The sequence below is a fragment of the Bradyrhizobium sp. USDA 3262 genome (assembly GCF_054060035.1).
The window spans coordinates 2144786-2164849 of the sequence record NZ_JBSSCT010000001.1 but is presented as its reverse complement, the minus strand read 5'-3'; the positions used below and the strand labels follow the sequence as shown (position 1 = coordinate 2164849).

Sequence of the window (20064 nt, the reverse complement as noted above, 5' to 3'; positions counted from 1 at the left end):
CCCGCGACAGACGGGGAGATACGCCAATGACGGTCCTGATCCGGCAGCTTCACAAGCACTTTGTCGGCGAGGTCTCCGGCGTCGATCTGCGCAAGCCGCTGACGAAGCAGGAAGCGATCGACATCGAGGCCGGCATGGACAAATACGCCGTGCTCGTGTTCCACGGCCAGGACATCACCGACGACCAGCAGATGGCATTCGCGCTGAACTTCGGCGAGCGCGAAGATGCGCGCGGCGGCACCGTGGCGAAGAAGGAGGACTATCGTCTCTCCGCAGGGCTCAACGATGTCTCCAATCTCGGCAAGGACGGCAAGCCGCTGCCGAAGGACCACCGCACCCACCTGTTCAACCTCGGCAACTGCCTGTGGCACTCAGACAGCTCGTTCCGGCCGATCCCGGCGAAATTCTCGCTGTTGTCGGCGCGCGTGGTCAACCCGAAGGGCGGCAACACCGAATTCGCCGACATGCGCGCCGCCTATGACGCGCTCGACGACGAGACCAAGGCCGAGCTCGAGGACATGATCTGCGAACACTCGCTGATGTATTCGCGCGGCTCGCTCGGCTTCCTCGACTACACCGACGAGGAGAAGCAGATGTTCAAGCCGGTGCTGCAGCGCCTGGTGCGGACGCATCCGGTGCACGGCCGCAAGTCGCTCTACCTGTCGTCGCACGCCGGCGCCATCAGGGGCATGAGCATGCCGGAGGCGCGGCTGCTGCTGCGCGACCTCACCGAGCACGCGACGCAGCCCGAGTTCGTCTATGTGCACAAATGGACGGTGCATGACCTCGTGATGTGGGACAACCGCCAGACCGTGCACCGCGTCCGCCGCTACGACCAGTCGCAGCCCCGCGACATGCGCCGCGCCACGGTCGCCGGCACCCAGCCGACGGTCGCGCAGGAAGCGGCAGAGTAGCGGCGCCGCCATCGTAGCCCCACTCACCGCTGTCGTAGCCAAACCCACAGCCGTCGTCCCGGGCAAGCGAAGCGCGACCCGGGACCCATCACCACGGAGCGCCGTTGTTGCGCGACGCTGTGGCCCCAGCGCGGCATCACAACCGTACGCGGCGGTTATGGTCCCTGCTTTCGCAGGGACGACACCGTGAATGTGGACGGATCGTCGACGACGTCAGCGCGGCCTACGCGTGGCCGGCGTCGTTCGACAGCATGCCGGCCTCGATGCCGATCTTGCGCAAAGCGCGCGCGTATTTCTCGTCGACGTCGGTGCCGAAGATCAGCTCCGGATCGGCATCGCAATGCAGCCAGCCATTGTGCTGGATCTCGTTCTCGAGCTGGCCCGGCGCCCAGCCGGCATAGCCGAGCGCGAGGATCGCGTGCTTGGGGCCGGCGCCCTTGGCGATCGCCTTGAGAATATCGACGGTCGCGGTGAGCGAGATGCCGTCGTCGATGTTCAGCGTCGCATCCTGAATGTAGAAGTCGCTGGAATGCAGCACGAAGCCACGGCCGGTGTCGACCGGCCCGCCCTTCATCACCTTCATCATCTCGGCATTCTCGGGCAGCTGGATCTGGTCCGACTTCTCGATGATGTCGAGCTGCACGAGCAGCCCGGGGAAATCGATGCTGCCGGCCGGACGGTTGACGATGATGCCCATCGCGCCCTCGGAGGAATGCGCGCACATGTAGATCACGGAGCGTTCGAAGCGCGGGTCGTTCATGACAGGCATCGCGATCAGCATCTGGCCGTCGAGATAGCCGCCTTCGGCGGCATGGGCGCCGACGGCCGGGCTTCTGCCGGCGGTCTTGCGAGTCTTGCCTGTTTTGCCTTCAGGGCGCATCCGCAAAGGCCTTTCCTGCTGATTTGACATCCTGATATCGGGTGGCGGTTCTGTCAATCAACCATCGACCGCCGTGCGGCGATGCATCACAAGCAATTCAATGGTTTGCACCGAAAGTTGCAGGTAAAGACGTCTCATGATCGTCATAGTTCCCTTGCGTGCCGCATTTGGCGTTGCCGCCCTGTTTTCCGTCGCATGTATGGCAACGGAGGTGCGCGCCGACGACGCCTCGCCGTGGCAACAGGACACGCATTCGGCGGTGCGGCTGCTCGCCGGATCGCGCAGCGGCGCGGTGCTGCTTGGCGGCATTGCGTTCCAGTTGCAGGACGGCTGGAAGACCTATTGGCGGACGCCGGGCGATTCCGGCGTGCCGCCGCGGTTCGATTTCTCCAGGTCGGATAACGTCGAGGCGGTCACCGTGATGTGGCCGGCGCCGCGGCAATTCGACGACGGCGCCGGCGGCACCTCGCTCGGCTACAAGCACCAGGTGGTATTGCCGCTGCGCATCGTGGCGAAGAATCCCGACAAGCCGCTGGTGCTGCGCGCCGACATCAACTACGCGGTGTGCGAGAAGCTGTGCGTGCCGGTGGAGGCGAAGGCCGAGCTGGCGTTCGCAAGCGTCGCATCGACCGAGGACGCCGTGCTGTCGGAGGCGCTCAACGCGGTGCCGAAGCCCGCCAATATCGGCGACCCCATCCCGTTTTCGATCCGCGACGTCAAGCGCGACGGCAAGAACCACGTGCTGGTCGATGTCAGCGCGCCCGAGAGTAGGGACCTCAGCCTGTTCGTCGAGGGGCCGACGCCCGACTGGGCGCTGCCGGTGCCCAAGCTCGTCGAACACGCGCCGCCGGGCGTGAAGCGCTTCTCTTTCGAGCTCGACGGCCTGCCGCCCGGCGCCAAGGCCGACGGCGCCGCGCTGAAGCTGACGCTGGTCGGCGGCGACAAAAGCTACGAATTCAATATCAATTTGAATTGAGCCGTAGGGTCATTCCGGGGCGATGCAGCGCATCGAACCCGGAATCTCGAGCTCCCCCGGTGCGCAATTGCGCACCTGAGGTTCAGTGCTTCGCACTGCCCCGGGACGACCCCGAAGGGGTGCGTCACCCAACCCAATCTTAACGTTTCGTTGATAGATCGGGGCCATTGCCGCCTCGCGGCGCTTTAGGAATTTTTCCGCCTTGGCTGTGATGGAGACACAATCCGCAACCTCTGCGCCATTGGGCCGGGCCGCACGCCTGCGAGGGCTCGCCGCGCGCGCGCTCGGCGGCACCAATGAGGCGTCGGTCACCAAGCGCCTCGCCGGCATGATCTTCGCCATCCGCGTCATCAGCGCCGCCATCGCCTATCTCGCGCAGATCCTGCTGGCGCGCTGGATGAGCGGCTCGGACTACGGCATCTATGTCTATGTCTGGACCTGGGTGCTGCTGCTCGGCAGCACGATGGATTTCGGCATCGCGCCCTCCGCGCAGAAGATCATTCCGGAATACCGCGCGCGCGGCGACCTTGCGGCGCTGCGCGGCTTCCTTTCCGGCGGCCGCTGGGTGGTGCTTGCGACGTCCAGCATGGTCGCGCTGCTGCTCGCCGGCGTGATCCACCTCGCCTCGCCCTGGATCGATCCCAACGCAATCGTGCCGCTCTATATCGGCTGCCTGACCTTGCCGCCCTTCGTCGTCGCCAACACCCAGGACGGCATCTCGCGCGCGCATGACTGGATGCAGCTCGGCCTGATGCCGCAGTTCATCGTGCGGCAGGGGCTGATCATCGCGCTGACCGCCGGCGCGCTGGCGCTCGGCCTCAATCTCGGCGCCACCGCGGCAATGATCGCGAGCGCCGCCGCGGTGTACATCGCGGCGATCGGCCAGATGGTCGTGCTCAACCGCCGCCTCACCGCCCACCTCGGGCGGGGCGAGAAGAGCTACGACGTCAAAGGCTGGTTCGCGATCTCGCTGCCGATCATGCTGGTCGAGAGCTTCTATCTCCTGCTCGGCTACACCGACGTGCTTATGCTGCAGCAATTCCGCTCGTCCGAGGAGGTCGGCATCTATTTCGCCGTGGTGAAGACGTTGGCACTGGTGTCGTTCGTGCACTACGCGATGGCGGCGACCACGGCGCACCGCTTCGCCGAATACAACGCGCTCGGCGACAAGGACCGGCTGTCGGCCTATGTCGCGCACGCCATCAGCTGGACGTTCTGGCCCTCGCTGCTCGCGACCGTCGCCCTACTGGCGTTCGGCAAGCCGCTGCTGTGGCTGTTCGGCCCGAAATTCGTCGACGGCTACAGCATCATGTTCGTCGCCGCGATCGGCCTCGTGGTCCGCTCGGCGATCGGCCCGGTGGAGCGGCTGTTGAACATGCTCGGCCACCAGAGCATCTGCGCAATAGCCTATGCGGTGTCGTTCCTGATGAATGTCGGGCTCTGCATCGCCCTCGTCCCCCGCTACGGCGGCATGGGCGCCGCCGCGTCGACCTCGCTGTCGCTGACCTTCGAGACGATCCTCTTGTTCTATGTGGTGCGCTCGCGCCTCGGGCTGCACGTATTGGCGTTCGGCAAGCGGCGACCGGCGCCATAGCATTCCGCCGGACGCGGCCTAATGCGATGGCATGACCGCCGCCGGACTGGAAAACCTGCCTGACCGCGTTCAACCTTGCGCCTGTCAGGCGCGCCTGACGTCCGCCTGCTGCCAATCGTGGCCGGCAACCATACGGCGGAAGAACCACAGCACGGCCGGGCAAGCCAGCAGCGCGGCGGCGCCGAAGTCGAGCGCCGCGCTGGCGGAGCCGACCGAGGTGGAGAGCTTTCCTCCGATCGCAGGTCCCGCCAGCATGCCGGCGTAGAAGACGGTGTAGAATATTCCCATTCCGATCGGCCGCGTCTTCTGCTCGAGCACACGCGCAGGCAGGCTCATGATCGGACCGGCAGGCAAGCCACAGAGGATTCCAAGAGCAATGACGACGGGAAGCACCGTGCCGCTGCGCGACAGGAGCAGTGTCAGGAGCGCGAAGGCGATGCAGCCCGTGACCAGGATGACCTCGCCGCGCCTGGTCCGATCGGCGAGCAAGCCGCCCAACGGCACCGAAAGGGCGGCGAGCCAGAGCACGATACTGATGGTTGATCCGGCTGCGGCGCCGGACCAGCCGTGCTCGACAAGCATCGACGGACCAAAACTGAAGATCATCGCAAAACCGATGTTGTAAAGACACCAGATCAGGCCGGCGGCAATCACGGCGCAGATCGTGTCCGCGGTCAGGCTGCTGCGCTCGCCTTCAACCGCGACGGCCGCATCCGGCGCGCGATAAACCAGAGCGATGAGGCCGAGACCGATCAGGATCACCCCGGCGACGGCAAGATTGACGGCATGGAGCCCGAGCGTGGCTCCGATTGCCGGCAACAACATGAGAGCGACGGCGATGCCGGCCGGCCATGAGTTGATGAAAATGGCCATCGCGGTGGCGATTTCCCGGCCGGCAAACCAGTCCGCGACCATCTTGGTCATCAGAACGTTCAGGAGGACGCCGCCGATGCCGGCAGTCAGTCGGCCCGCGATCTGCACGCTCCACGACATTGACGTGGTCATCAGCAGTTCGCCTGCCAGCATCATCAGGAGACCGGCAAGCACCACCAACTTGTCGCCATAGCGGCGGCCGATCGCGCCGCCAGGCAAGGCAAGCAAGGCGCCCGGCGCAAAGTAGAGCCCGATCAGAACGCCGATATCGGCCAGGCTCGCGCCCAGACCCTGGCTGAGCTGCGGCGCGATGGCCGCGACGCTCTGAAACTGAAAGGCGATGGTGGCACGAGCGACGAACAGGACCGCAAGCATGGTCCAGCGGCTGCGCATCTGGTTTCCTCCAGTTCCAGTTATCATGATTGTGTCGTCGGCCTGATATTCTGGTTCAGGCGGAAGAAATTGGTCGGATCGTATTTGGCTTTGAGCGCGGCCAGCCGGGCATAGTTCTCGCCATAGGCGTCGCGGACACGATCCTCGCCCTCGTCGCCGAGGTTGTTGGCATAGACGCCGCCGGTCGAATAGGGCCTGACGGCACTCCACAACTCGCGCGCCCAACGCATGTTCGCCTCGTCACCGGCCGGATCGTCCCAGACCGCCACGGGAAAGCAGTCGAACGCCGCATCGCGGTTTGCGTAGGGCGAGTTCGATACCGGAACCCGTGCAATTGCGCCGCCGACATGCTGGAGGACCAGCAAGGACGAGGTGTTGGGGGCTCTCGCATAGGCGTCGAGCAGCGCGTCGATCGCGCCCGCACCGATCTCGCGCAGGAACTGCGCCTTCCAGTAATAGCGGCGTCCCCGCGGAAACAGGGCATCGCCACCCGACTGAATCTCGAGATAGGGCACGGTTGCGAGGCGCGTCTCGACGGGCGAGCCGAACTTGACGATCGGCGAAAGCGCGCGCTCACCGTCATGATGCGAGCCGACGTAGCAACCGGAGATGTTGAAGAACCGGTCGCCCGACGGCAGCGTCACAAGGGCCGCATCGACGTTGACCTCGTCGGCAGCGTTTCGGGCGAATTCATCGTAGAACTGCATGGCCTCGCGCGCCTGATCGTAAGGATAAAGCGTTGACGCCACGGGCAACGACGTGCCGATCGGATGCAACCGGTATTCGAACGCAGTCACGATGCCGAAATTGCCGCCGCCGCCTTTCAAGCCCCAGAGCAGGTCGGGGTGTTCGGTCGCGCTGGCCCTTAAGACCTGTCCCTCGGCTGTCACCACTTCGGCGGCAATCAGATTGTCGCAGGTCAACCCGTATTTTCGCCCGAGCTTGCCGAAGCCGCCGCCAAGCGTCAGCCCGGCGATGCCGGTGTCGCTGTTGACCCCCATGGTGGTCGCCAGGCCGTGCGCCTGCGTGGCACGATCGAATTCGCCGAGATCGAGGCCGGCCTCCGCGCGCGCGGTGCGCCGGACCGGATCGACGTCGATGCGTTTCATCCGCGACAGGTCGATGACCATGCCGCCGTCACAGACCGAGAGGCCGGCGACGTTGTGGCCTCCGCTGCGAACGGCCACCGGGAACGTGCGGGACCTCGCGAACGTCACAGCCTCGACCACGTCCTGGGTATCCGCGCAGTAGGCGATCATGGCCGGCCGCCTGTCGACGGCGCCGTTCCAGACCCTGCGCGCCTCGTCGTAACCGGCGCTCCCGGCGAGGACCACCTTGCCCTTGAGCCGTAGCTGGGAGGCGGACCGAAGCTCGGAATGCGATTTGCCCATCACCTCGTCATATGGCTGCCGCTGCTCCATCCGATTTGCTCCTCGCCACGAATGCCCATGCCATCATCTCACGGCGTGCCAAATCGTCCTGAATCCGATCGGAAAAAGTTGCGAAATTTGCCGAAAAGGGATGGCTCCAGGCGCTGGCGACGACGCCGACATGCGCACCGCCTGCGATGTCGTCCGCCCTGGCCCGCTGCCTCAAAACAAAAGCCGGCCCTGATCCAATCAGGGCCGGCTTGTTCTGAAGCCGCCAAATCCCGCCGGAAAATTACTCCGCGGTCCAGCCGCCGTCGATCGAGTAGTTGGAGCCGGTGATCTGCGCGGCGTCGTCGCTGCACAGGAACAGCGCAAGCGCCGCGACCTGATCGGAGGTCACGAACTCCTTGGTCGGCTGCGCGGCGAGCAGCACGTCCTTGATGACCTGCTCCTTGGTCATGTTGCGGGCCTTCATGGTCTCCGGGATCTGGTGCTCGACCAGCGGGGTCCAGACATAGCCCGGGCTGATGCAGTTGCAGGTGATCTTGTGCTGCGCGAGCTCCAGCGCCACCGTCTTGGTGAGGCCGGCAATGCCGTGCTTGGCCGAGACATAGGCCGACTTGAAGGGGGAAGCGACCAGCGAGTGCGCCGAGGCGGTGTTGATGATGCGGCCCCAGCCGCGCTTCTTCATGCCGGGCACCGCGGCGCGGATGCCGTAGAACGCCGACGACAGATTGATCGCGATGATCGCTTCCCACTTCTCCGGCGGGAATTCCTCGATCGGCGACACGAACTGAATGCCGGCATTGTTGACGAGGATATCGACCGAACCGAAGGTCTTCTCGCCGAGCGCAATCATGTCGGCGATCTCGGCCGGCTTGGTCATGTCGGCCGGCGAATGCACGGCCTTGACCTTGAAGTCGGTCTCGATGCCCGAACGCTCCTTCTCGATATCGGCCGGAACGCCCATGCCGTTGAGAACGATATTGGCGCCGGCTCCCGCGAAGGCGCGCGCGATCGCCAATCCGATGCCGCTGGTCGAGCCGGTCACAACGGCGGTCTTGCCTGTCAACGTACCCATTATCGGTCGCTCCTATTTGCTTGCGGGGGGTGTGGGTTCATCCCCCGTGAGATCGTAAGTCACCATGGTTTCCCCGGACTGCGGCCGTTCTAGCCATTCTTTGTGACGCATCGACAAATGCACGTCGCGGACGCCCGCGCCCCAGTGCTCGACCATCGCAACATGGGAGAAGTCGTAGTCCTTCGAGGAGCTCTCGTAGTTCTTGCTCTTGTAGATCAGGTGAACCACCGTGACGGTGTTCTCCTTGGACGCCTTGCGCAGCAGCTCGACCGACGGATCGTTCTTCAGGTAATCGGGCAGCTTGCCGATCAGGTCGCGCACCGCCATTCGGGCGTTGTGGATCTGCCTGTTCTTGTCGGTGTTCATCCGCGTCCGGCTGGAATAGCGGATGTCCTTCTCCCGCTCGGCGGCCTCCAGCAGCGTCTCCGGCAACGGCCCGCGCGCGCTGAACAGATCGACCTGGAAGATCAGGAGATCGCGGCTGGTCTCCTCGTCGAGCACGAAGTCGAGCGGGGTGTTGGAGGCGATGCCGCCGTCCCAGTAATGCTCGCCCTCGATGACGACGGACGGAAAGCCCGGCGGCAGCGCGCCCGAGGCCATGATGTGCTCGGGGCCTATCTTCTTGCCGAGCTTCCTGAACTCGTAATTGTCGAAATAGCGGAAATTGCCCGAGGTGACGCTGACCGCGCCGACCGACAGGCGCGTCTTCAGATCGTTGATGCGGTCGAAATCAACGAGGCGCTCCAGCGTCTTCTTCAGGGGCGCGGTGTCGTAATAGCTCAGCGATTGCGAGCTGCCGGGCGGCCACAGCGGCGCCGGCGGGATCCGCGGCGTGAAGAAGCCGGGCACGCCGAAGGTCGCGATGATGGCGGCGCTGGTCTCGTTGAACAGCGAGCGGGCGCGTTCATGCTTCGAGACCGGATTCCACGGCACCGGCGCCGACACCATCTCCCAGAATTCCTTCAGCCGCGGCACGCGCTCGGCCGGCTCGTTCCCGGCGATGATCGCGGCGTTGATGGCGCCGATCGAGATGCCGGCGATCCATTCCGGCTCGAAGCCTGCGTGGCAGAGCGCCTGAAAGGCGCCGGCCTGATAGGAGCCGAGCGCGCCGCCGCCCTGGAGAACCAGCACGCGCTGCGCTTGCGCGGGCGTCGAGGCCGGCGCGGAATCCGAAGTATCCATGCGTAACCGTTGGGTCAGGAAATGACTTCAGGCGCACCGTGGCGGCTGTTCGCCGCGGCGTCAATCAACGAGATGCGGGGCTCTTTGTTTGAGCATGATCTCCGCGCAAACGCTTCGCGTTTGTCGCAGGGAAAACCGCCTCACACTTTTCCGGATCATGCTCCAGATCACGCGGAATTTATCGAGATCAGGTTGCCGCCAAAATGAGCGTCCAGAACACCTTGTACTTGGTGTTGGGTGCATAGACCGCCGCGATGCCCATTTTTGTGACACCGCCCTTCAGCATATTGGCCTTGTGCGGCGGTGAATCGCGCCAGCCCGAAAAGGCTTCCGCAAGCGTGTGATAGCCGGCCGAGATGTTCTCGACCGCCACCGTCGCAGGATAGCCCCCGGCCTGCAGCCGCTTGCCGAGCGGGGCCTTCACGTCGTGGTCCATCTTGTTGCGGGCGGCCATCGCCTGCGATTGCTGCTCGGCGAGCTTGGTCAGATCCGGATCCACCACCACCGTGCCAAGACCATTGTTCTGGCGGTACTGCGAGAACATGATCGCGGCGGCCTGGCTATCCAGCACCGCGCCGGGCTGTGCCATGTTGAGATACATGGTCGGTTCTTCCGGGAGTTTGGTGTCGGCGGCGCAGCCGGCAAGCACCAGAAGCCCGAACAGGGCGACCGTCGTCCGTTTCACTTTTGAGAACCCCCAAGGTTGGCCCGCCGTTGTTGCATACCAACCGTGGCTGAATGGTGAACAGGGGCTAACTTTTGGCCACACAAAACGCCGTCATTCCGGGGCGATGCGGTAGCATCGAACCCGGAATCTCGAGATTCCGGGTTCGGTCCTGCGGACCGTCCCGGAATGACAGGTGAGATTGTTGGCCTGGTAGCCCGGATGAAGCGAAGCGTAATCCGGGACAGCCCATCCGCGGAACGAAGCCCCGGATTTCGCTGCGCTTCATCCGGGCTACGGGCACTTCGCGCGGGGCTACGGCCCTACTCCTGGGCGGCAAAGATCCGGTAGCGGCGGGGCTGCAGGGAGACGATTTCGCCGGCCTGGAGCTCGCGGTCGCGGGGGGCGTCGATCTCGATCACGGTCTTGCCCTCGCTCCCCGACAGGGCCACCTCGGCGCGCTGGATCGGACCGAACGAACGGACATGCCGGATGGCGCCTTCCAGGGCGCCGGTTCCAGCCGGGCCGACCGCCATGTCGTGGCGGCGGACGAACAGTTTTGCCGCGCCGGACGCCGCGCCCAAGGCCGGAATGTTCAGGGGACGGCCGTCCAGCCGCACCGCATCGCCGGCAACGTCGACCGGCAGCACGATGGATTCGCCGATGAAGCCGTGCACGAAGGCAGTCGCCGGATTGTCATAGACCTCGCCGGGCGAGCCGATCTGCTCGATCTTGCCCTTGTCCATCACCACGACGCGGTTGGCGACTTCGAGCGCTTCTTCCTGGTCATGGGTAACGAAGATCGAGGTGACGTGGATCTCGTTGTGCAGCGAGCGCAGCCATTGCCTGAGCTCCTTGCGCACCTTGGCATCGAGCGCGCCGAACGGCTCGTCGAGCAGGAGGATCCGCGGCTCGATCGCGAGCGCGCGCGCCAGCGCGATGCGCTGGCGCTGGCCGCCGGACAATTGGCTGGGATACCGGTTGGCCAGCCAATCGAGCTGCACCAGGTCGAGCAATTCCTTGACGCGGGCGCGGATCGTCGCTTCGTCCTTGCGGATCGCGCGCGGCTGCACGCGCAGGCCGAAGGCGACGTTCTCGAACACCGTCATGTGGCGGAACAGCGCGTAGTGCTGGAACACGAAGCCGACCTGGCGCTCGCTGGCGCCGCGCGAGAGCGCATTCTCGCCGTCGATCGCGACCTCGCCCGAGTCAGGCCAGTCCAGGCCCGCGATGATGCGCAGGAGCGTCGTCTTGCCGGAACCCGATGGACCGAGCAGGGCCAGCAACTCACCGTCGGCGACCTTGAGATCGACATTGTCGAGCGCGGCGAAGCTGCCGAACGTCTTTACGATATTCTTGACTTCAATCGCCATCGGGCACCTCTGCCTCGTCGAGCCGCCGCTCGAGAACGGTTTTCGCCACCAGGGTGATCAGCGCCAGCATCGCGAGCAGCGACGCGATCGCGAACGAGGCGACGAACTGGTATTCGTTGTAGAGAATTTCGACCAAGAGCGGCATCGTGTTGGTCTCGCCGCGGATGTGGCCGGAGACGACCGACACCGCGCCGAACTCGCCCATCGCGCGCGCGTTGCAGAGCAGGACGCCGTACAGCAGGCCCCATTTAATGTTGGGCAGCGTGACGCGGAAGAAGGTCTGCAGGCCGGAGGCGCCGAGCGAGATCGCCGCCTCCTCTTCCTGGGTGCCCTGCTCCTGCATCAGCGGGATCAGCGCGCGCGCCACGAAGGGGAAAGTGACGAAGATCGTCGCCAGCGCGATGCCGGGCACCGCGAACAGGATGTGGACGTTATGGGCCTGCAGCCACGGCCCGAAATAGCCCTGCGCGCCGAACAAAAGCACGAAGACCAGGCCCGAAATCACCGGCGAGACCGAGAACGGCAGATCGATCAGCGTGATCAGGAAGGTCTTGCCGGTGAACTCGAACTTCGAGATCGCCCAGGCCGCGATCACCCCGAACACGAGATTGACCGTGACCGAGATCGCGGCGATCAAGAGCGTCAGCTTGATGGCGGCGAGCGCCTCGGGCTCCGCCAGCGCCGCGAGATACGCGCCGATCCCCTTCGAGAAGGCCGACGCAAACACCACGACCAGCGGCAGCACGACGAAGATGCTGAGGAAAGCGATCGCCAGCGCGATGATGATGAAGCGGACCGGGCCGGGCTCGGTGCGCAAGTTGCGCTGCGCCGTCCCCGGCTCCGCGCGCGCGATCTCGAGCCGCGGCGCCGGCGCCGCCACGCTGACATCGGTCGCGGGTGCGTAGGTCCGCAGTTGCGAGGTCGAGGTCACCAATCCCGTCTGCATCGACATCTTGAGCCTCAATGCACGGGGATGCGGGCTTGCGCCCAGCGCTGCAGCCGGTTGATCAGGAAGATGATCAGGAACGAGGCCACCAGCATCACGACCGCGATCGCGGTGGCATCGGCATAGCGGAATTCGGACAGCCGGATCACGATCAGCAGCGGCGCGATCTCGGAGACATTGGGCAGATTGCCCGCGATGAAGATCACCGAACCGTACTCACCGATGGCGCGGGCAAAGGCCAGCGCGAAGCCGGTGAGCAGCGCCGGAATCAAACTCGGCAGGATGACGCGAAACACGGTGTGCCAGCGATTGGCGCCCAGGCTCGCCGCCGCCTCCTCGATCTCGGGATCGAGATCGATCAGCACCGGCTGCACCGTGCGCACCACGAACGGAATGCCGATGAAGATCATCGCGATGAAGATGCCGATCGGCGTGAACGCGACCTTGATGCCGAGCTCGGCGAGCGGCGCGCCGAGCCAGCCCTTCTGGGCGAACAGCTGCGTCAGCGCGACGCCGGCGACCGCCGTCGGCAGGGCAAAGGGAATATCGACGATGGCGTCGAACAGCCGCCGGCCCGGAAAGCGGTAGCGCACCAGCGCCCAGACGATGATGGTGCCCATCACCAGGTTGACGCAGGCGGCCGCAAACGAAAGCCCAAACGAAATCTTCAGGGCATTCAGGGTGCGGCGGCTGGTGATGATGCCCCAGAACTGGTCGAGGCTGAGCTCGAACGTCTTGAGGAACAGCGCGGCCAGCGGAATCAGGATGATAACGGAGAGCCATGTCAGGGTCAGTCCCATGGTGAGACCGAACCCCGGCAGGGTACTGCGCCGTGCAACCGCTGTGCTCACATATCCCCCTGATAATCCGATCAGTTCTTGTAAATCTGATCGAAGATGCCGCCCTCGGCGAAGTGCTCCTTCTGCGCCTTGGTCCAACCACCAAAAACGTCGTCGATGGTGAAAAGTTCAACCTTGGCGAAGGATTTTTCGTACTCCTTGGCGATCTCGGGATCGCGCGGCCGATAGGAGTTGCGCGCGGCGATCTCCTGGCCTTCCTTGGTGTACCAGTACTTCAGATAGGCTTCGGCGACCGCCCGGGTGCCCTTCTTGTCGGTCACCTTGTCGACGACGGCGACCGGCGGCTCGGCGAGGATCGACTGCGGCGGGGCCACGATCTCGAACTTGTCCGCGCCGAATTCGCGCAGCGCCAGAAAAGCTTCGTTCTCCCACGCCAGCAGCACGTCGCCGACGCCGCGCTCGACGAAGGTGACGGTCGAGCCGCGCGCGCCGGTGTCGAGCACCGGCACGTTCTGATAGAGGTCGGCGACGAATTTCTTCGCCTTGTCGGCCGAGCCGAACTTCTTCTGCGCATAGCCCCAGGCGGCGAGATAATTCCAGCGCGCGCCGCCCGAGGTCTTCGGGTTCGGCGTGATGACGCTGACGCCGGGCTTGATCAAATCGTCCCAATCCTTGATGCCCTTGGGATTGCCCTTGCGCACCAGGAACACGATGGTCGAGGTGTAGGGCGAGGCATTGAGCGGCAGCCGCTTCTGCCAGTCGGCGGCGATCAGGCCCTTGCCCGCGATCGCATCGATGTCATAGGCAAGCGCCAGCGTGACGACATCGGCCTGCAATCCGTCGATCACCGAGCGCGCCTGCGAGCCCGAGCCGCCATGCGACTGCTTGATCTCGACGCTCTTGCCGGTTTCCTTCTGATAGGCCGCGGCGAACGCCTTGTTGAAATCGACATAGAGCTCGCGCGTCGGATCGTAGGACACGTTCAGCAGCGAATAGTCGGCCGCAAAGGCCGAGCTCGCCCACAACAGTCCCGCGACCAGCGGCAGGATACGACGGATCATTTCTGTCTCCATTCAACCTGAGAAATGTCAGGGAACACGCAAGACATAACTCACGGCGAAGTGGTCTTAAGTCAACGAAACCGGTTTTCTTTGTTTTCGGCGGCGCAGCGCGCTTGTGCTACGAAGTCGCCGCACTGCGAAGGCTTTGTCGCGTCGCCAAATCGCGATGAACCGTCATCGCGATCGAGCGCCCTGCTCCATGCCCTATGACATCTTCATTGTATGGATGCCGCATTCCGTCTTGGCCCGGCCGCGCCAGCGGCCGTCGCGCGCATCCTCGCCGGCAGCGGACCGGCTGCTGCAAGGCATACACCCGACCGACTGATATCCCGATGCGACAAGTGGATGCGGCGGCAGCTTGCCGAGCGTGTAGATCGCCTCGATCTCCTCGCGGGAGACATTGGCGAACGGATTGAATTTCAGCCTGACGCCATCATCCTCGACAACCGGGATGTCGGCGCGGGCACCGCCCTGGAAACGCTTGCGGCCGTTGATCCAGCCGGCGAACGGCTTCAGCGCGCGCGCCAGCGGCTCGACCTTGCGGATGCGGCAGCAGGCGTCGGGATCGGTGAACCACAATTCGCGGTCCGGATCCTGGCGCGACAGCGCTTCCTCATCGGGCTTGATCGAACGCACATCGGTGAGGCCGAGCGTGGCTATCAAAGTGTCACGATAGGCCAGCGTCTCCTCGAACAGCCAGCCGGTATCGAGAAACACCACCGGGATCGCCGGATCGACGTCCGCCATCACCTTGAGCAGCGCGGCGGACTCGGTGCCGAACGACGACACCAGCGCCACCTTCTCGCGGCCGAGCGTCTTGACCGCGGCCGCGATCACCTCGGCGGGTGACGCCGTGCGCAGCGCGCGATCGAGCGCATCGGCCGCGGGCAATGCGGCCGGCGCCACTGCGAGCTCTGGTGCAAGCGTGCTCACTGGCCGGCGCTCTCCGAGTGACGCAGCTGCGTGCGGCGGTTGAGTGCGGTGACGCGGCCGTCGCCGGTCGGCTGGTAGAACACCGAATAGCGCTTCATGGTCGCGGCAAACGCGTCGGCATCGGCATCCTTCTTCACCTCGAAGGCGTCGAAGCCGGCGCGCGTCATGAACACGAACTGGTCGCGCAGGATCTGGCCGGTGGCGCGCAGCTCGCCGTCATAGCCGTAACGCTCGCGCAGCAGGCGGGCCTGGCTGTAGGCACGGCCGTCGCGGAAGGTCGGAAACACCAGCGCGACCGAGGCCAGCCGGTCGAGATGCGGCACAAGATCGTCGAGGTTACGGTTGTTCGGCCAGATCACCCCTAGCTTGCCGGGACGGCGCAGCAGCGCCTCCGGATCGGCGAGAAAGCGCTCGGCGCTCACCAGCACCGCGCCGTCGCCCGGCAGCTCGGCGCCGTCGGCGACATGCACGAACAGATCGGTGGTGATTCTTCCCTGCTTAACGAGTGGCATAGACCCGCTCCCTGATAGGCTCGACGCCCAGACGCTTCACCGTATCGACGAACAATTCCTCGGGACGGTCGCGCAGCGCGAGATAGGCTTCGACAATGTCTTCGATCACGTCGGCGACTTCCGCATAGGGAACGGCCGGGCCGATCAGCGTACCCAACTGCGCGTTCTCGTCGGCGCGGCCGCCGATCGTGATCTGGTAGAATTCCTCGCCGTTCTTCTCGACGCCGAGAATGCCGATGTGGCCGACATGGTGATGGCCGCAGGCATTGATGCAGCCGGAGATGTTGATGTGCAGCCGCCCGATCAGGTCCGCGGTGTCGTGGTTGGCGAAGCGCCGCGTCAGCTCCTGCGCGATCGGGATCGAGCGCGCATTGGCCAGCGAGCAGTAATCCAGCCCGGGGCAGGCGATGATGTCGGTGACGAGGTTGACGTTCGGCGTCGCGAGGCCGAGGCGGTCGAGCGCCTTGAACAGCTGCGGCAGGTCGCGCTTGGCGACGTGCGGCAGCGCCAGGTTCTGCTCGTGGCCGACGCGGATCTCGCCGAACGAATATTTGTCGGCGAGATCGGCGACCGCGTCCATCTGCTCGGCGGTGGCATCGCCCGGAGGGCCACCGACCGGCTTCAGCGACAGCGTCACGATCGAATAGCCCTGCACCTTGTGCGGCGCGACCGAGTTCTTGCGCCAGCGCTCGAACAGCGGATCATGCGCGGCCTGCTTCAGCTCGTCCGGCATGTGCGGCAGCTTCTCGTAAGGCGGATAGGAGAAGCGCGAGCGCACCTCCTCGATGGCGGCGTGATCGAGCGTCAGCCCGACATCGCCCATCGCCTTCCACTCCTCCTCGACTTCCTTGGCGAACTTCTCGATGCCGAGCTCGTGCACCAGGATCTTGATGCGCGCCTTGTAGATGTTGTCGCGGCGGCCGTACTGGTTGTAGACGCGCAGGATCGCCTCGATGTAGCTCAGGATATCGCGGCCCGAAACGAACGGCTTGATGGTCTTGGCGATGAACGGCGTGCGGCCGAGGCCGCCGCCGACCAGCACCTCGAAGCCGGTCTCGCCGTCGGCATTCTTGTGCAGGCGCAGCCCGATGTCGTGGATCTTGATCGCGGCGCGATCGTGCTCGGCGGCGGTGATCGCGATCTTGAACTTGCGCGGCAGGAACGAGAATTCCGGATGCAGCGTGGTGTGCTGGCGGATCAGCTCCGACCAGATCCGCGGATCTTCGATCTCGCCCGGCGCGACGCCGGCCCACTGGTCCGAGGTGACGTTGCGCATGTTGTTGCCGGAGGTCTGCATCGCATGGATGCCGACTTCCGCAAGATCGGCCAGCGCGTCGGGCAGCTCGGCGAGCTTGATCCAGTTGAACTGGATGTTCTGCCGCGTGGTGAAGTGGCCGTAGCCGCGGTCGTAGCGGCGCGCGACATGGGCGAGCCGGCGCAGCTGCTTCGACGACAGCGTGCCGTAGGGGATCGCGACGCGGAACATGTAGGCGTGCAATTGCAGGTACACGCCGTTCTGCAAGCGCAGGATCTTGAATTCGTCCTCCGTGAGCTCGCCGGAAAGGCGGCGCTTCACCTGGTCGCGGAATTCCGAAACACGCTCGTTGATCAGCGTGCGGTCGAGTTCGTCATATGCATACATGATGGATGAGCCTTACGCCGGCACCTGAAGATCGATCGTGACGCCCTTGGCGCGGATGTGTTCGCGAAGATTGCCCGGCTTGAGCTTGCCGCCGTCCTTGAGCTCGACCGGCGCGATGTAGGGGCCGACCGCGCCGACATCGTCGGCGGTAGCTTCGGCCAAAAGCGCGCGCGCGTCGTCGGAGGTGCTGACGACGGCGGAATCGGACAGTTCGGTGGACCAGCCTTGCTTGGCGGTTCGGTACACCACGGCACCATCCCAGGTGCGGTTGGCGGTCACCACCGAGGGGCCCGTGATCCTGATTTTCTTCTGTTCAAGCGGAGAGGTCATTCGGCAGCTTTCAGCAGTTCGGAGAACATCTGGTTGGAGAAGAGTTGGGTGACGTTGGACCGGCTCCACGGCGCGGAATGCGCGACCACGTCGCCGATGATGAGAATGGCGGGACCGCCATCGACCTGTTTGACGAGCTCGGGCAGCCGCGCCAGCGTGCCGACCGCGGCCTTGGCATCCGGCCGCGTCACGCGCGCGAACACGCCGACCGGCGTCTCCGGCGAGCGGCCCGCGGCAAGCATGCCTTCGCGGATCGAGGGCGCCGCGGTCATGCCCATATAGACGACGACGGTCATCTTCTTGTCTGTCAGCACTGACCAGTCGACGACCTCGGCATCGCGCGCCTTGTGCGCGGTGAGGAAGGTGATGCGCAGCGCCTCGTGCCTGAAGGTCAGCGGCACTTCGAATTGCGCGGCCGCACCCAGACCGGCCGAGACGCCCGGAATGATGGAGTAGGCGACGCCGGCGTCGCGCAGCGCCTCGATTTCCTCGCCGCCGCGGCCGAAGATAAAGGGATCGCCGCCCTTCAGCCGCACCGCGCGCTGGCCCGACTGCGCCGCCTCGATCATCAGTGCATTGATGGCGTCCTGGCCGATGCCGGGCTTGCCGACACGGCGGCCGACCGGGATCCGCGTGGCATCGCGCCGGATGCGATCGAGAATTTCCGACGACACCAACTCGTCGTAGAACACGACGTCGGCATCCTGCAGCGCGCGCAACGCCTTCACCGTGAGCAGATCCGGATCGCCGGGACCGGCGCCGACCAGCGTCACGTGACCAATGGCTTTGCCTTCCGCGCTCGCGCCGGCGAATGCGGCGGGATCGGTGATCGCGTTCAGCGCCCGCTCGGCCTCGTCCTTGCGGCCGGCCAGCACCAGTGCGCCGATCGGGCCGTCGACGATGCGCTCCCAGAAGCGGCGGCGCAGCGGAAACTCCTCGATGCGGGCGTGGATCGATTTGCGGACGCCGCCGATGAAGCCGGCGAGATCGCCGATCCGCGCCGGCAGCACCGCCTCGATCTTCTCGCGGATGCGGCGCGCAACCACCGGCGACGTGCCGCCGGTGCCGACTGCGACCACGACATCGCCGCGATCGACGATCGCCGGCATGATGAAGGTGGAATGTACGAGGTCGTCCATCACGTTGACCGGCAGGCCGATCGCTTTGGCGCGCACCGACATCGCAACACCGATCTCGCCTGCGCCGGCACAGAGGACGGCGATGACATCGGAGAGATCGGCGGTGAGCGGATCGCCTTCGGCGCGCTCGATCCGCGCGGCGTCCTCCGCCGTGAGACCGGCAATGTCATGATCGCCGTCCGTCGCGTACCAGCGCACTGCGGCGCCGGCGGCTGCGAGCAGCCGCAACTTGGCGCGCACGAGCTCGCCCGCTCCAACGAGCAGCACCTTGCCGCTTTGCAGATCCAGAAACACCGGCAGATATCGCATCAGACACTCGCTTCCCCAATTTGGGGGTTGACTGAAATTATTTTCTATTTATCTCTCGATCAAGCCCAGCAAAGAGAAAATTATTTCTTCTCTATTGCAGCGCAACTTTAGAATTTTCAACTCCACAGGCCAAGGCCAAGAGATGCATCTTCTCGACAACGAATCCGTCGCCGCCAGGACGCGGTCCGCAGCCCTTAGCAATGCATCTTCCGTGCCGGGGATTCCTGCCAATCAGCCCCCTCCGTCGATGGATCATCTCGACGAGCTGGAGGCGCAGAGCATCTACATTTTGCGCGAGGCGTTCGCCCGGCTGAAGAAGCTCGCGCTGCTGTGGTCGCTCGGTAAGGATTCCAACGTGATGATCTGGCTGGCGCGCAAGGCGTTCTTCGGCCGCGTCCCGTTCCCGGCATTGCACGTCGACACCGGCAAGAAGTTTCCGGAGATGTATGCGTTCCGCGACCGCTTCGGCAAGGAATGGGACCTCGACCTGCGCGTCGAGCCTTGCCCGCCGATCGACAGCGTCGACCCGACCCTGCCGCCGGCCGCGCGTTCCGCCGCGCGCAAGACCGAGGGGCTGAAGCTCGCACTCAACAAATTCGGCTTTGACGGACTGATCGCCGGCATCCGCCGCGACGAGGAGGCGACGCGCGCCAAGGAGCGCGTGTTCTCGCCGCGCGGCCTCGAAGGCGAATGGGACGTCCGCGACCAGCCGCCGGAGTTCTGGGACCAGTTCAACGCCTCGCCGCCGCAGGGCGCGCATTTGCGCATCCATCCGATCCTGCATTGGACCGAGGCCGACATCTGGGCCTACACCAAGCGCGAAGGCATTCCGATCATCCCGCTCTATCTCGCCAAGGACGGCAAGCGCTACCGCTCGCTGGGTGATGCCGACATCACCTTCCCGGTCGCCTCCACCGCCTCCAACATCGACGAGATCCTCACCGAGCTCGACGGCACCAAGGTCCCGGAGCGCGCCGGCCGCGCGCTCGACCACGAGACCGAGGATGCGTTCGAGCGGCTGCGCGTCGCCGGCTATCTCTGATCGACACTCGAAGCAACACCTGACTCCAAGCAAACTGGCTTCCCACTTCG

General features: G+C 64.9%; 19 protein-coding genes. 4 read left to right on the top strand and 15 right to left on the bottom strand.

The features are described 5' to 3' along the window. Positions 1 to 26 precede the first annotated feature (26 nt). Positions 27 to 914, top strand: a complete 888-nt coding sequence (locus ACVWYP_RS10005; protein WP_304498501.1) for a TauD/TfdA dioxygenase family protein — start codon at positions 27 to 29, stop codon at positions 912 to 914. 223 nt (positions 915 to 1137) lie between these two features. On the opposite strand, the gene ACVWYP_RS10000 is transcribed toward ACVWYP_RS10005, so the two are convergent. Next, a complete protein-coding gene (locus ACVWYP_RS10000; protein WP_028342624.1) occupies positions 1138 to 1794 on the bottom strand; it encodes a YqgE/AlgH family protein in 657 nt (218 codons plus the stop codon). A gap of 136 nt (positions 1795 to 1930) precedes the next feature. On the opposite strand from ACVWYP_RS10000, the gene ACVWYP_RS09995 reads away from it, so the two are divergent. Together ACVWYP_RS09995 and ACVWYP_RS09990 are read left to right on the top strand one after the other, a co-directional pair. Beyond that, positions 1931 to 2770 carry a protein-disulfide reductase DsbD domain-containing protein gene (locus ACVWYP_RS09995; protein WP_304498500.1) on the top strand — a complete coding sequence of 280 codons (840 nt, stop codon included), beginning with the start codon at positions 1931 to 1933 and terminating at the stop codon, positions 2768 to 2770. A 211-nt stretch (positions 2771 to 2981) separates the two neighbouring features. Continuing rightward, positions 2982 to 4364, top strand: a complete 1383-nt coding sequence (locus ACVWYP_RS09990; protein ID WP_304498499.1) for an oligosaccharide flippase family protein — start codon at positions 2982 to 2984, stop codon at positions 4362 to 4364. An 84-nt stretch (positions 4365 to 4448) separates the two neighbouring features. On the opposite strand, the gene ACVWYP_RS09985 is transcribed toward ACVWYP_RS09990, so the two are convergent. The 14 genes from ACVWYP_RS09985 to cysG form a co-directional block, all read right to left on the bottom strand. Then, entirely contained in the window at positions 4449 to 5630 is a 1182-nt protein-coding gene (locus ACVWYP_RS09985; RefSeq protein ID WP_304498498.1) for an MFS transporter, read from the bottom strand. 23 nt (positions 5631 to 5653) lie between these two features. Then, the gene (locus tag ACVWYP_RS09980) at positions 5654 to 7051 is read right to left on the bottom strand and encodes an FAD-binding oxidoreductase (protein WP_304498497.1); all 1398 of its coding nucleotides are present in this window, start codon (positions 7049 to 7051) and stop codon (positions 5654 to 5656) included. Between the two features lie 241 nt (positions 7052 to 7292). After that, positions 7293 to 8081 (bottom strand): 3-hydroxybutyrate dehydrogenase, encoded by a 789-nt coding sequence (locus ACVWYP_RS09975; RefSeq protein ID WP_304498496.1) that lies wholly within the window; start codon positions 8079 to 8081, stop codon positions 7293 to 7295. A gap of 12 nt (positions 8082 to 8093) precedes the next feature. Continuing rightward, entirely contained in the window at positions 8094 to 9263 is a 1170-nt protein-coding gene (locus ACVWYP_RS09970; RefSeq protein ID WP_438077346.1) for a DUF3734 domain-containing protein, read from the bottom strand. A gap of 187 nt (positions 9264 to 9450) precedes the next feature. Then, positions 9451 to 9948, bottom strand: coding sequence for a CAP domain-containing protein (locus ACVWYP_RS09965; RefSeq protein WP_028342239.1), 498 nt, complete (start codon positions 9946 to 9948; stop codon positions 9451 to 9453). A gap of 302 nt (positions 9949 to 10250) precedes the next feature. Then, a complete protein-coding gene (locus ACVWYP_RS09960; RefSeq protein ID WP_028342240.1) occupies positions 10251 to 11300 on the bottom strand; it encodes a sulfate/molybdate ABC transporter ATP-binding protein in 1050 nt (349 codons plus the stop codon). Continuing rightward, positions 11290 to 12252: a sulfate ABC transporter permease subunit CysW gene (gene cysW / locus ACVWYP_RS09955; protein WP_439711146.1), complete on the bottom strand. Its 963-nt coding sequence runs from the start codon at positions 12250 to 12252 to the stop codon at positions 11290 to 11292. Before cysW ends, ACVWYP_RS09960 begins: the two co-directional genes overlap by 11 nt. 8 nt (positions 12253 to 12260) lie before the next feature. Further along, on the bottom strand, positions 12261 to 13067 hold the full coding sequence (gene cysT, locus ACVWYP_RS09950) for a sulfate ABC transporter permease subunit CysT (protein WP_028342242.1): 807 nt from the start codon (positions 13065 to 13067) through the stop codon (positions 12261 to 12263). 50 nt (positions 13068 to 13117) lie between these two features. Further along, entirely contained in the window at positions 13118 to 14107 is a 990-nt protein-coding gene (locus ACVWYP_RS09945; protein ID WP_304498494.1) for a sulfate ABC transporter substrate-binding protein, read from the bottom strand. A 204-nt stretch (positions 14108 to 14311) separates the two neighbouring features. After that, on the bottom strand, positions 14312 to 15040 hold the full coding sequence (locus tag ACVWYP_RS09940) for a phosphoadenylyl-sulfate reductase (protein WP_028342244.1): 729 nt from the start codon (positions 15038 to 15040) through the stop codon (positions 14312 to 14314). Beyond that, positions 15037 to 15552, bottom strand: coding sequence for a DUF934 domain-containing protein (locus tag ACVWYP_RS09935; protein WP_028342245.1), 516 nt, complete (start codon positions 15550 to 15552; stop codon positions 15037 to 15039). Before ACVWYP_RS09935 ends, ACVWYP_RS09940 begins: the two co-directional genes overlap by 4 nt. Beyond that, a complete protein-coding gene (locus tag ACVWYP_RS09930) occupies positions 15539 to 17194 on the bottom strand; it encodes a nitrite/sulfite reductase (RefSeq protein ID WP_304498493.1) in 1656 nt (551 codons plus the stop codon). The genes ACVWYP_RS09935 and ACVWYP_RS09930 overlap by 14 nt, the downstream gene beginning before the upstream one ends. A 12-nt stretch (positions 17195 to 17206) precedes the next feature. Next, positions 17207 to 17524 carry a DUF2849 domain-containing protein gene (locus tag ACVWYP_RS09925; RefSeq protein ID WP_028334721.1) on the bottom strand — a complete coding sequence of 106 codons (318 nt, stop codon included), beginning with the start codon at positions 17522 to 17524 and terminating at the stop codon, positions 17207 to 17209. Beyond that, positions 17521 to 18972, bottom strand: coding sequence for a siroheme synthase CysG (cysG, locus tag ACVWYP_RS09920; protein WP_304498492.1), 1452 nt, complete (start codon positions 18970 to 18972; stop codon positions 17521 to 17523). Before cysG ends, ACVWYP_RS09925 begins: the two co-directional genes overlap by 4 nt. Before the next feature lie 247 nt (positions 18973 to 19219). Between cysG and cysD the strand changes: the two genes are divergently transcribed. Then, the gene (gene cysD / locus ACVWYP_RS09915) at positions 19220 to 20014 is read left to right on the top strand and encodes a sulfate adenylyltransferase subunit CysD (RefSeq protein WP_038386140.1); all 795 of its coding nucleotides are present in this window, start codon (positions 19220 to 19222) and stop codon (positions 20012 to 20014) included. The last annotated feature ends 50 nt before the right edge of the window (positions 20015 to 20064 follow it).